Source organism: Streptomyces sp. NPDC002994 (assembly GCF_040611155.1).
GTDB lineage: Bacteria > Actinomycetota > Actinomycetes > Streptomycetales > Streptomycetaceae > Streptomyces.
This window is the reverse complement of the sequence record NZ_JBEXNQ010000024.1, coordinates 105,840-117,102: the sequence shown is the minus strand read 5'-3', so window position 1 is coordinate 117,102 and position 11,263 is coordinate 105,840. Positions and strand designations below refer to the sequence as shown.

Below are 11,263 nucleotides of genomic sequence, written 5' to 3'. Positions count from 1 at the left end.
CTTCTTCGGGGTGGTTGCGTTCAACGCCCTGCGGGGAGCGCCCCGGCACGTCCCCTCCCGGCACCGCGGACTGCTGGGGGGGGGGGGGGGTGGGTGTGTCCCGGCCAGCCCCTCCGGCGTTTGAGGCGAGGGGTCTGGGGCGGAGCCTCAGTTGCGGAAAGGGGCGGGTAGGGGAAAGCCCCGCAGGGCCGGCCGGCCCTACGCCGGCGGCTGCTGCCGGTACGGGGCCAGTGCGGGCGCCGTTTTCGTCGCCACGAATTCCGTGATCCGGTACGCGCAAACCCCCGCCACCGTAAACGGGTCCGCCGCCGCGATCTCCTCGATCCGCGCCCGGTCGTCCGCGACGGCCAGAATCACCCCGCCGTCACGCGGCTGCTTTCGCCCCGAGGCGATGAAAACCCCCGCCTCGTACTGCGCGTCCAGCCACGCCACATGGGGTTCCATCAGCTCGTCGACGCGCTCGACGGGTGCGGTGTAGGTCAACTCCAGTACGAACATGATCGCCAGGCTACCGCGTACGCTCTGACCACTATGAAGAGCCTCCGTGCCCCCGCCGACGAAGCCGAAGCCCGGGCGATCCAGGACGAACTCCGCACCCGGGTCGTACTCGACGAGCCCGGACCGCCCCCCGGCACCGGCCTCGTCACGGGCGTCGACGTGGCGTACGACGACGAGCGTGACATCGTCGCCGCGGCGGCCGTCGTCCTCGACGCCGCGACGCTGACCGTGGTGGAGGAGGCTACGGCGGTCGGCCGCGTCGCCTTCCCGTACGTTCCCGGCCTGCTCGCGTTTCGCGAGCTTCCGACGGTGCTCGCCGCCCTTGAATCCCTGACGGCGGACCCGGGGCTCGTGGTCTGCGACGGATACGGACAGGCGCACCCGCGCCGCTTCGGCCTGGCCAGCCACCTCGGCGTCGTGACGGGCCTCGCGACCATCGGCGTGGCCAAGAACCCCTTCACGTTCACCTACGAGCAGCCGGGCCCCCGCCGCGGCGCCGCGTCGCCCCTCCTCGACGAGGCGGGCGAAGAAGTGGGCCGCGCGCTGCGCACCCAGGAGGGCGTGAAGCCGGTCTTCGTCTCCGTCGGCCACCGCGTGAGCCTGGACAACGCCTGCGCGCACACCCTGCGCCTCGCGCCCGGCTTCCGGCTCCCGGAGTCGACGCGCGCGGCGGACGCCCTGTGCCGCCGTGCCCTGCGCGATGCGCTTGGTGCGGATTTCGGAACAACCACGTAACTGAGTATCTGTACGGATGTTTGAACAGGCGCAATGGGACAAGGTCATCGTATGACTGCATACACGCGCCCCGACGAGCACCTTGACCGCTTCGACCACCCCACACACCCCAGGCCGCCCAGGCCGGCGGTCGAATCCATAACCGTCCACCGCGCCGGCCGCCGTACGAACGTGGGCATTCTGGTCGGCGGCCTGGCCGCACTCGCGTGGACCGGCGGGATGATCTACACCATCGCGGGCTGGATCAGCGGCAGCTGAAGGCACCTCGCACGCGTCACTCCCGCACCGCCGCGACCCGGAACCCCACTCCCGCCGCCATCAGCCGCTTCAGCAGCGCGTCTCCCATCGCCACCGCCGTCGTCACTTGCCCGGACGTCGCAGGCAGCTCGTCGAAGGCCAGGCAGAGCACCGATTCGGCCAGCATCTTCGCCGTCTCGTCGTAGCCGGGGTCGCCCCCCGACACCTCGGTGAACACCCGGCGCCCGCCGCCCTCGCCCACGAAGCGCACCGTGAACCAACTCCGGCCCCTGCGTTCCTCGTCGGGCCCCGAGCCCGCCGCGTACCGGCTCATCAGCCACGCGCGCGCCGCCGGGATCTGCGCCAGCGCGAACGCGCTCCCCACCGCCGCCACCCCGCCTACCGCGACCGGCAGCCACTTCACCGCCGCGTAGTGCCGGTAGCGGAAGTCCGGCCCGTACCGGTCGAGCGCGGCCGCCGAACGGGCCACCACCTGCGGGTCGATGGTCGCCAGCGGCAGCGCCCACGTCCCCGTCTCGCGGCTGCGCCGCGGCGCACCGATCGGGGCCCGCGCCCGCCGCCCCACCAGCCTCGGCTCGGACAGTCGCCGCTCCTTCGCGGCCCGCAGCATCTGCCGCCCGCGCCCGAACGCGGTCATCGCGGAGGCGAAGGTGCCGCCCGAGAACATCGCGTTGGAGCGTACGAACCCGTCGACGCGCAGCGGGACGTCCTCGGGCAGCTGCTTGACCGTGAAGTACACGCCGAGGTCGTGCGGGACCGAGTCGAAGCCGCACGCGTGCACGATCCGCGCCCCCGTCTCCCGCGCCCGTGCGTCGTGCTCCAGGTACATCCGGTCGACGAACTCCGGCTCGCCCGTGAGGTCCGCGTAGTCCGTGCCCACGTCGGCGCAGGCGGCGACGAGTGCTTCGCCGTACCAGACGTACGGGCCGACGGTCGTCGCCACCACCCGCGTGCTCGCGGCGAGTTCGCGCAGCGATGCCGGGTCGGACGCGTCGGCGTGCAGGACGGGGAGGGTCGCGCAGGCCGGATTGACCGCGATGAGCCGCTCGCGCAGCTTCTCCAGTTTTGTGCGGCTACGCCCGGCAATCGCCCAGCGGCAGTCGGCGGGTGCGTGCGCGGCGAGGTACTCCGCGGTCAGTTCCCCGACGAAGCCCGTCGCTCCGAAGAGCACGATGTCGTACGCGCGCCGAACCGTCTCGTTCATGGGGGCAGAGAGTAGCGGTGTTCTCCGATAAAAAGAACTAAGCGCTTGCTCGCCCCAGGGGCTTGTGCGAAGTGGAACACGTTCTTAGCATCGTTGATGTTACATCAGTTGTGTCAAAGTGCTGGGGGCTTGATGGCAGCGACAGGCAACGGCCCGCTCTGCGGAGTGCGCGTGGTGGAACTGGCGGGAATCGGCCCCGGCCCCTTCGCCGCCATGCTCCTCGCCGACCTCGGCGCAGACGTGGTCCGGGTGGACCGCCCGGGCGGCGCGGGCCTGGGCATCGACCCGGCGTACGACCTCACCAACCGCAACAAACGCTCGGTGATCGTCGACCTCAAGTCCGCCACCGGACCGGCCCAGGTCCTCGACCTCGTCGAGCGCGCCGACGTACTCATCGAGGGCTACCGCCCCGGCGTCGCCGAGCGCCTCGGCGTCGGCCCGGACGCCTGCCTGGCCCGAAATCCGCAGCTGGTGTACGGGCGGATGACGGGCTGGGGCCAGGAAGGCCCGCTCGCGCAACGCGCCGGCCACGACATCGCGTACATCGCCCTCACCGGCACACTCGGCATGTTCGGCAAGCCGGACGAGCCGCCCACCGTCCCCGCGAACCTCGTCGGCGACTACGCGGGCGGCTCGCTCTACCTCGTCATCGGCGTCCTCGCGGCGCTCCAGCACGCCCGTACGGAAGGCGGCGCCGGCCAGGTCGTCGACGCCGCCATCGTGGACGGCGCGGCCCATCTCGCCACGATGATCCACGGGATGGTCGCGGCCGGTGGGTGGCGGGACCGGCGCGCGTCCAACCTTCTCGACGGCGGATGTCCCTTCTACGGCAATTACGAGACATCGGACGGCCAGTACATGGCGGTGGGCGCGCTGGAGCCGCAGTTCTACGCCGAGTTCACCCGCCTCCTCGGACTCGACGAGGCCGAGGCGGACGCCCGCCGCGACATGGCCCGCTGGGGCGAGCTGCGCGACGTGATCGCCGCCCGCTTCAGGACCAGGACGCGCGACGAGTGGACCGCCGTCTTCGAGGGCTCCGACGCCTGCGTCGCCCCCGTGCTCTCCCTGCGCGAGGCCCCCTCCCACCCTCACCTGGCCTCCCGTTCCACCTTCATCACCCACAGCGGCATCACGCAGCCCGCGCCGGCGCCGCGCTTCTCGGCCACACCAGGGGTCGTGCGCAGCGGGCCTGCCCGGCCCGGCGCGGACACGGCCGAAGTGGCCCGCGACTGGGACGTACCAAGCATCGAGAAGGACAGCGAGAAGGACAGCGAGAAGGACGGCGCCCCATAAGGGCTGGCTGTAGAGGCAGGAGACAGAGTTGAAGCGTCAGATCTTCACCGCGGAGCACGAGGCATTCCGGGAGACGGTGCGCACCTTCCTGGCGAAGGAAGTGACGCCGTACTACGAACAATGGGAGAAGGACGGCATCGTCAGCCGCGAGGCGTGGCTGGCGGCCGGCAAGCAGGGGCTGCTCGGTCTCGCCGTACCGGAGGAGTACGGGGGCGGCGGGAACGCCGACTTCCGCTACAGCGCCGTCCTGGCCGAGGAGTTCACCCGCGCGGGCGCCGCCGGGCTCGCGCTCGGCCTGCACAACGACATCATCGGCCCGTACCTCACCGGCCTCGGCACCGACGAGCAGAAGCGGCGGTGGCTGCCCGGCTTCTGCTCCGGCGAGACGATCACCGCCATCGCGATGACCGAGCCGGGCGCGGGCTCCGACCTCCAGGGCATCCGTACGACGGCCGAGGACCGCGGCGACCACTGGCTGCTCAACGGCTCGAAGACCTTCATCTCCAACGGCATCCTCGCCGACCTGGTGATCGTCGTCGCCAAGACCTCGCCCGAGGGCGGCGCCAAGGGCCTGTCCCTGCTCGTCGTGGAGCGCGGCGCCGAAGGCTTCGAGCGCGGGCGCAATCTCGACAAGATCGGCCAGAAGTCCCAGGACACCGCCGAGCTCTTCTTCAACGACGTACGCGTCCCGAAGGAGAACCTGCTCGGCGAGCTCGACGGCGCCTTCATCCACCTGATGACCAACCTGGCGCAGGAGCGCATGGGCATCGCGGTCGCCGGGATCGCCGCCGCCGAGTACCTCCTGGAGATCACCACGACGTACGTCAAGGAGCGCGAGGCGTTCGGACGGCCGCTGTCCAAGCTCCAGCACATCCGCTTCGAGATCGCGGAGATGGCCACCGAATGCGCCGTCACCCGCACGTTCCTCGACCGCTGCATCGTCGACCACTCGAACGGGGAGCTCGACGCGGTCCACGCGTCGATGGCCAAGTGGTGGGCCACCGAACTCCAGAAGCGGGTGGCGGACCGCTGCCTGCAACTGCACGGAGGATACGGCTACATGACTGAATACCGCGTCGCGAAGGCCTTCACTGACGGCCGTATCCAGACGATTTACGGTGGTACGACCGAGATCATGAAGGAAATCATCGGCCGTTCGCTCCTCGCCTGACTCTCCCTGTTGTCACGTCACGCCACGTCATGTCACGTAACCCTCGAAAGGCTGCTGTCTTGAGTACCGAAGCGTTTGTGTACGACGCGATCCGCACCCCGCGCGGCCGCGGCAAGGCCAATGGTGCCCTGCACGGCACCAAGCCGATCGACCTCGTCGTCGGCCTCATCCACGAAGTGACCCGGCGCTTCCCCGGCCTGGACCCGGCAGCCATCGACGACATCGTGCTCGGCGTCGTCGGCCCCGTCGGCGACCAGGGCTCGGACATCGCCCGTACCGCCGCGATCGCCGCCGGACTGCCGGACACGGTCGCCGGCGTACAGGAGAACCGCTTCTGCGCCTCGGGCCTGGAGGCCGTCAACCTGGCCGCCATGAAGGTACGTTCGGGCTGGGAGGACCTGGTCCTCGCGGGCGGCGTCGAGTCGATGTCGCGCGTCCCGATGGGCTCGGACGGCGGCGCCTGGTTCGCCGACCCGATGACCAACTTCGAGAACGGCTTCGTCCCGCAGGGCATCGGCGCCGACCTCATCGCGACCATCGAGGGCTATTCGCGGCGTGACGTCGACGAATACGCCGCGATGTCGCAGGAGCGGGCCGCCGCGGCCTGGAAGGACAGCCGCTTCGAGCGCTCCGTCGTCCCCGTCCGGGACCGCAACGGCCTGGTCGTCCTCGACCACGACGAGCACATGCGCCCCGGTACGACGGCCGATTCGCTGGCCGCGCTGAAGCCCTCGTTCGCCGCGATCGGTGACATGGGCGGCTTCGACGCGGTGGCGCTCCAGAAGTACCACTGGGTCGAGAAGATCGACCACGTCCACCACGCGGGCAACTCGTCCGGCATCGTCGACGGCGCGGCCCTCGTCGCGATCGGCACCAAGGAGGTCGGCGAGCGCTACGGCCTCACGCCCCGCGCCCGTATCGTCTCGGCGGCCGTCTCGGGCTCCGAGCCCACCATCATGCTGACGGGCCCCGCGCCGGCCACCCGCAAGGCGCTGGCCAAGGCAGGCCTGACCATCGACGACATCGACCTCGTCGAGATCAACGAGGCGTTCGCGGGCGTCGTCCTGCGCTTCGCCAAGGACATGGGGCTCTCCCTCGACAAGATCAACGTCAATGGCGGCGCCATCGCCATGGGCCACCCGCTGGGCGCCACCGGCGCGATGATCCTCGGCACCCTCGTCGACGAGCTGGAGCGCCAGGACAAGCGGTACGGCCTCGCCACGCTGTGCGTCGGCGGCGGCATGGGTATCGCCACCGTCGTCGAGCGTGTCTGACCGTCCCGTCCCCACCCCTTACGGAGAACCCACAGCATGAGCGAGTCCACCACCATCCGCTGGGAACAGGACGAGACCGGTGTCGTCACCCTCGTCCTCGACGACCCCAACCAGTCGGCCAACACCATGAACCAGGCCTTCAAGTCCTCGATCGCGGCGATCGCCGACCGCGCGGAGGCCGAGAAGGACTCGATCCGCGGCATCATCTTCACCTCCGCCAAGAAGACCTTCTTCGCGGGTGGCGACCTCAAGGACATGATCAAGGTCGGTCCGGAGCAGGCCCAGCAGGCCTTCGACACCGGTACGGCCATCAAGAACTCCCTGCGCCGCATCGAGACGCTGGGCAAGCCGGTCGTCGCAGCGATCAACGGCGCCGCCCTCGGCGGCGGTTACGAGATCGCTCTCGCCTGCCATCACCGCGTCGCGCTCGACGCGCCCGGCTCCAAGATCGGCCTGCCCGAGGTCACGCTCGGTCTGCTCCCGGCGGGCGGTGGCGTCACCCGTACCGTACGCCTCATGGGCATCGCGGACGCGCTGCTGAAGGTCCTGCTCCAGGGCACGCAGTACAACCCGCAGCGGGCCCTGGAGAACGGCCTGATCCACGAAGTGGCCGCCACCCGCGACGAGATGCTCGCCAAGGCGCGCGCCTTCATCGACGCCAACCCGGAGTCCCAGCAGCCCTGGGACGTAAAGGGCTACAAGATCCCCGGCGGCACCCCGGCCAACCCGCGCTTCGCCGCGAACCTCCCCGCCTTCCCCGCCAACCTCAAGAAGCAGACGGCGGGCGCCCCCTACCCCGCCCCGCGCAACATCCTCGCGGCGGCCGTCGAGGGCGCGCAGGTCGACTTCGAGACCGCGCTGACGATCGAGGCCCGCTACTTCACCGAGCTCGTCACGGGCCAGATCGCCAAGAACATGATCCAGGCGTTCTTCTTCGACCTCCAGGCCGTCAACTCCGGCGCCAGCCGCCCCAAGGGCATCGAGCCGCGCCCCGTCCGCAAGGTCGCCGTCCTCGGCGCCGGGATGATGGGTGCGGGCATCGCGTACTCCTGCGCGCGCGCCGGCATCGAGGTCGTACTGAAGGACGTGACGCCCGAGGCCGCCGCCAAGGGCAAGGCGTATTCCGAGAAGCTCCTCGCGAAGGCGCTTTCGCGCGGCCGTACGACCGAGGCCAAGCGGGACGCGCTGCTCGCCCTCATCACGCCGACCGCCGACGCGGCAGACCTCGCGGGCTGCGACGCCGTGATCGAGGCGGTGTTCGAGGACACCTCGCTGAAGCACAAGGTGTTCCAGGAGATCCAGGACGTCGTCGAGCCGGACGCGCTGCTCTGCTCCAACACCTCCACGCTGCCCATCACCGGTCTGGCGGAAGGGGTTTCCCGCCCCGTCGACTTCATCGGCCTGCACTTCTTCTCGCCGGTCGACAAGATGCCGCTCGTCGAGATCATCAAGGGGGAGCGGACGGGCGACGAGGCGCTGGCCCGCGCCTTCGACCTCGTACGCCAGATCAAGAAGACGCCGATCGTCGTGAACGACTCTCGCGGCTTCTTCACGTCCCGCGTCATCGGCCAGTTCATCAACGAGGGCGTCGCGATGGTCGGCGAGGGCATCGAACCCGCGTCGATCGAGCAGGCGGCGGCCCAGGCCGGCTACCCGGCGAAGGTCCTGTCCCTGATGGACGAACTGACCCTTACCCTCCCGCGCAAGATCCGCAACGAGACGAAGCGGGCGATCGAGGCAGCGGGCGGCACGTGGCCGGGGCACCCGTCGGACGCGGTCATCGACCGGATGGTCGACGAGTTCGGGCGTACGGGCCGCAGCGGCGGGGCGGGCTTCTACGAGTACGGCGAGGACGGCAAGCGCACGCGCCTGTGGCCGGGGCTGCGGGAGCACTTCGCGAAGCCGGGCGCGGAGATTCCCTTCGCCGACATGAAGGAGCGGATGCTGTTCTCGGAGGCGCTGGACACTGTCCGCTGCTTCGAGGAGGGCGTGCTGACGTCGGTCGCGGACGCCAACATCGGCTCGATCATGGGCATCGGCTTCCCGGCCTGGACGGGCGGCGCGATCCAGTACATCAACGGGTACGAGGGCGGCCTGCCCGGCTTCGTGGCACGGGCGCGCGAGCTGGCGGCGACGTACGGCGAACGCTTCACGCCGCCGGCGCTGCTGGTGGAGAAGGCGGAGCGGGGGGAGAGCTTCAGCGACGCGTGACGCCCTGCCGGGCCGGGGTTCCGTTTTGGGGCCCCGGTGCGGGGCGGGTGGCCGCTGCTCAGAGGGGCTTGATATTGCCCCCTGGGCAACTTTCAGCCCCTCCGGCGTTTGAGGAGCGGGGTCTGGGGCGGAGCCCCGGTTCGGGAAGGGGCGGGGCGGGGAGAAAGCCGCGCCCCGCTTCCCGCACCCCCCTCACTCCGCCGTGAACGCCGCCCGCAACTCCTCCCTCAGCGACCGCTGAAACGCCGTCACCAGCGCCTGCACCACCATCGGCTGCATATGCGCCGACAGCGACTTCATCGCCTTCACATGTTCAGGATCCGACTCCCGCTCGCGGTAGGGACTCCACACCTCGTCCTTGAAAAGGTTCGTGAGCGCGTGCGCCACCGACCGGGCGTGTTCGAGCAGAATCGTCCGGGCGGCAAGGATCGTCTCGTGCGCTATGGGCACACCGAGCAGCTGTACGCCGAGACCCAGCAGCCCCGGGTCGACGCGAAAGGTGTCGGGGGCCTCGGCCCGCTCCAGGACGTTCATCGCGGCGAGCCGGTCGATGTCCTCGTCCGACAGAGGACGGCCCGCCCGCCGATCGAGCTCCGCCCGGGTCGCGTCCTCCGCCGAGTCCGGCGCCCACGACGCCACCACCGCACGGTGGATCGCCAGATCGTGCGCGTTCAGGTCGGGCGGCAGCTGCTCCAGGTAACGCTCGATCGCGGCGAGCGTCATGCCGTGGTGCTGGAGCTCCTCGATGAGCGCCAGCCGGGACAGGTGGGCCGGCCCGTAGTGGCCGACGCGGCGCGGACCGATCACGGGCGGCGGGAGCAGCCCGCGGGTGCTGTAGAAACGGACCGTACGCACCGTGACCCCGGCCCGCGCGGCCAGCTCGTCTACCGTGAGCGTCGGCCCCTCGGTGTCCGTCGTCATGACTGCGCCTCGCTTCCCGGTACTGCGCCAATACAGTGCAACAGTATTGCTGTCTCACCACTGTTGTGAAAGCGGTCCGTCCGGACTGTCAGTGGTCGCCCGTACGGTGGTGCCATGTCGGGGATCAGTTACGTACAGGGGGACGCCACCGCGCCGCAGGGCAAGGGCGTCAAGATCATCGCGCATGTCTGCAACGACCTGGGCGGCTGGGGCAAGGGCTTCGTGCTGGCGGTATCCCGCCGGTGGCGCGAGCCCGAGGCCGCGTATCGCCGCTGGCACCGGGAGCGGGCGGGCAATGACTTCGGCCTGGGCGCCGTGCAGTTCGTGCAGGCCGGGCCGTACGTCTGGGTGGCCAACATGGTGGGCCAGCACGGCATACGGACCGGCAGCCAGGGCGTGCCGGTCCGGTACGACGCGATCGACGCGGCACTCGAAGCGGTGGCGGCCAAGGCGGCGGAGCTGGGCGCCTCGGTCCACATGCCGCGCATCGGCTGCGGGCTCGCGGGCGGAAAGTGGTCGCGGATCGAACCGCTGATAGGGGAGCGGCTGGTGACGCGGGGCATCGCGGTCACGGTCTACGACCACGACTGAGCAGCCGGCGTAGGGCGCGGGCGTAGGAGCGGGGCGACCTGGGGCTCCGCCCCGGACCCCGCTCCTCTAACGCCGGAGGGGCTGGATGGTGCTGGGGCGCCCCCTAGGCCCCCCGGCCGAAATGGTGGGCCAGTGGTGCGTGTGGGTCCGGGGCTGCCGGCTGCGGGGCGTGGTCCACGTGGACCGTGGCGCCGGCCAGTCGGCCCACCGCGTGCAGCAGCGCGTGCTCCGCCGCGACCGCCACCGCGTGCGCCTGGACGACCGTCAGGCCGGGGTCGACCACCACCGACGTCTCGGCGCGCAGACTGTGGCCCAGCCACCGCATGCGGACCGCGCCCACCGCCCGTACGCCATCGACATGGGACAGCGCGTGCTCGGCCTCGTCCACCAGCGCCGGATCCACCGCGTCCATCAGCCGCTGCCAGATCTCCCGGGCCGCGCCACGCAGCACCAGCACGATCGCGGCCGTGATCAGCAGTCCGATCAGGGGGTCGGCGTAACGCCAGCCCAGCGCGGAGCCGCCCGCGCCCGCCAGCACGGCGAGGGAGGTGAATCCGTCGGTGCGGGCGTGCAGGCCGTCGGCGACCAGCGCGGCGGAGCCGATCTTCCTGCCGGTACGGATGCGGGCCCGCGCCACCCACTCATTGCCCGCGAAGCCGATCAGGCCGGCCGCGGCGACCGCCGGGAGGTGGCTGACCTCCTGCGGATCGAGAAGGCGCCGCACCGCCTCGTACCCGGCGAACACCGCCGAGGCGGCGATCACCAGCACCACGAACACGCCCGCCAGGTCCTCGGCCCGCCCAAAGCCGTAGGTGTAGCGGCGGGTCGCCGCGCGCCGCCCCAGCAGGAAGGCGACGGCGAGGGGCAGCGCGGTCAGGGCGTCGGTGGCGTTGTGGACGGTGTCGCCGAGCAGTGCGACCGAACCGGACAGCGCGGCGACGACGGCCTGGGCGGCGGTGGTCGCCGCGAGGACCGCGAAGGAGAACCAGAGTGTCCGCAGCCCGGCCGCCGACCCTTCGAGCGCGGAGTCGATCCGGTCCTGATGGCCATGGTGATGGTGTCCGTGACCGTGTCCGTGACCCGTCATGCTCACCACGGTGGCACACC

At 70.7% G+C, this 11,263-nt stretch carries 11 protein-coding genes; 7 read left to right on the top strand and 4 right to left on the bottom strand.

Annotated features, from left to right (window positions below):
- Positions 1 to 198: 198 nt before the first annotated feature.
- Entirely contained in the window at positions 199 to 498 is a 300-nt protein-coding gene (locus tag ABZX79_RS28340; RefSeq protein WP_355263598.1) for a YciI family protein, read from the bottom strand.
- 33 nt (positions 499 to 531) lie between these two features.
- On the opposite strand from ABZX79_RS28340, the gene ABZX79_RS28335 reads away from it, so the two are divergent.
- Together ABZX79_RS28335 and ABZX79_RS28330 are read left to right on the top strand one after the other, a co-directional pair.
- On the top strand, positions 532 to 1,233 hold the full coding sequence (locus tag ABZX79_RS28335; RefSeq protein ID WP_355263595.1) for an endonuclease V: 702 nt from the start codon (positions 532 to 534) through the stop codon (positions 1,231 to 1,233).
- Positions 1,234 to 1,284: 51 nt separating this feature from the next.
- Complete coding sequence (locus ABZX79_RS28330; RefSeq protein ID WP_355263592.1) at positions 1,285 to 1,491, top strand: hypothetical protein; 207 nt, start codon at positions 1,285 to 1,287, stop codon at positions 1,489 to 1,491.
- A gap of 16 nt (positions 1,492 to 1,507) precedes the next feature.
- On the opposite strand, the gene ABZX79_RS28325 is transcribed toward ABZX79_RS28330, so the two are convergent.
- On the bottom strand, positions 1,508 to 2,695 hold the full coding sequence (locus ABZX79_RS28325) for a saccharopine dehydrogenase NADP-binding domain-containing protein (protein WP_355263589.1): 1,188 nt from the start codon (positions 2,693 to 2,695) through the stop codon (positions 1,508 to 1,510).
- Positions 2,696 to 2,827: 132 nt separating this feature from the next.
- Between ABZX79_RS28325 and ABZX79_RS28320 the strand changes: the two genes are divergently transcribed.
- From ABZX79_RS28320 to ABZX79_RS28305, 4 genes are read left to right on the top strand one after another with little or no spacing between them, the layout of a single operon-like run.
- The gene (locus ABZX79_RS28320) at positions 2,828 to 3,988 is read left to right on the top strand and encodes a CaiB/BaiF CoA-transferase family protein (RefSeq protein ID WP_355263586.1); all 1,161 of its coding nucleotides are present in this window, start codon (positions 2,828 to 2,830) and stop codon (positions 3,986 to 3,988) included.
- A gap of 28 nt (positions 3,989 to 4,016) precedes the next feature.
- Positions 4,017 to 5,159 carry an acyl-CoA dehydrogenase family protein gene (locus ABZX79_RS28315; RefSeq protein WP_355263583.1) on the top strand — a complete coding sequence of 381 codons (1,143 nt, stop codon included), beginning with the start codon at positions 4,017 to 4,019 and terminating at the stop codon, positions 5,157 to 5,159.
- Positions 5,160 to 5,218: 59 nt separating this feature from the next.
- Positions 5,219 to 6,433 (top strand): acetyl-CoA C-acetyltransferase, encoded by a 1,215-nt coding sequence (locus tag ABZX79_RS28310; protein WP_215134615.1) that lies wholly within the window; start codon positions 5,219 to 5,221, stop codon positions 6,431 to 6,433.
- 36 nt (positions 6,434 to 6,469) lie between these two features.
- The gene (locus ABZX79_RS28305; protein WP_355263579.1) at positions 6,470 to 8,644 is read left to right on the top strand and encodes a 3-hydroxyacyl-CoA dehydrogenase NAD-binding domain-containing protein; all 2,175 of its coding nucleotides are present in this window, start codon (positions 6,470 to 6,472) and stop codon (positions 8,642 to 8,644) included.
- A 192-nt stretch (positions 8,645 to 8,836) separates the two neighbouring features.
- Here ABZX79_RS28305 and ABZX79_RS28300 read toward each other — a convergent pair whose 3' ends face one another.
- A complete protein-coding gene (locus ABZX79_RS28300) occupies positions 8,837 to 9,565 on the bottom strand; it encodes a MerR family transcriptional regulator (protein WP_355263576.1) in 729 nt (242 codons plus the stop codon).
- A 114-nt stretch (positions 9,566 to 9,679) separates the two neighbouring features.
- Between ABZX79_RS28300 and ABZX79_RS28295 the strand changes: the two genes are divergently transcribed.
- A complete protein-coding gene (locus tag ABZX79_RS28295) occupies positions 9,680 to 10,156 on the top strand; it encodes an Appr-1-p processing protein (protein WP_355263573.1) in 477 nt (158 codons plus the stop codon).
- Positions 10,157 to 10,259: 103 nt separating this feature from the next.
- Here ABZX79_RS28295 and ABZX79_RS28290 read toward each other — a convergent pair whose 3' ends face one another.
- On the bottom strand, positions 10,260 to 11,243 hold the full coding sequence (locus tag ABZX79_RS28290; RefSeq protein WP_355263570.1) for a cation diffusion facilitator family transporter: 984 nt from the start codon (positions 11,241 to 11,243) through the stop codon (positions 10,260 to 10,262).
- Positions 11,244 to 11,263 lie beyond the last annotated feature (20 nt).

What these genes read in the sequence shown, in the direction of transcription:
- ABZX79_RS28340 (WP_355263598.1), bottom strand. Translation starts at nt 498, where the DNA reads ATGTTCGTACTGGAGTTGACCTACACCGCACCCGTCGAGCGCGTCGAC.
- ABZX79_RS28335 (WP_355263595.1), top strand. Translation starts at nt 532, where the DNA reads ATGAAGAGCCTCCGTGCCCCCGCCGACGAAGCCGAAGCCCGGGCGATC.
- ABZX79_RS28330 (WP_355263592.1), top strand. Translation starts at nt 1,285, where the DNA reads ATGACTGCATACACGCGCCCCGACGAGCACCTTGACCGCTTCGACCAC.
- ABZX79_RS28325 (WP_355263589.1), bottom strand. Translation starts at nt 2,695, where the DNA reads ATGAACGAGACGGTTCGGCGCGCGTACGACATCGTGCTCTTCGGAGCG.
- ABZX79_RS28320 (WP_355263586.1), top strand. Translation starts at nt 2,828, where the DNA reads ATGGCAGCGACAGGCAACGGCCCGCTCTGCGGAGTGCGCGTGGTGGAA.
- ABZX79_RS28305 (WP_355263579.1), top strand. Translation starts at nt 6,470, where the DNA reads ATGAGCGAGTCCACCACCATCCGCTGGGAACAGGACGAGACCGGTGTC.
- ABZX79_RS28300 (WP_355263576.1), bottom strand. Translation starts at nt 9,565, where the DNA reads ATGACGACGGACACCGAGGGGCCGACGCTCACGGTAGACGAGCTGGCC.
- ABZX79_RS28295 (WP_355263573.1), top strand. Translation starts at nt 9,680, where the DNA reads ATGTCGGGGATCAGTTACGTACAGGGGGACGCCACCGCGCCGCAGGGC.
- ABZX79_RS28290 (WP_355263570.1), bottom strand. Translation starts at nt 11,243, where the DNA reads ATGACGGGTCACGGACACGGTCACGGACACCATCACCATGGCCATCAG.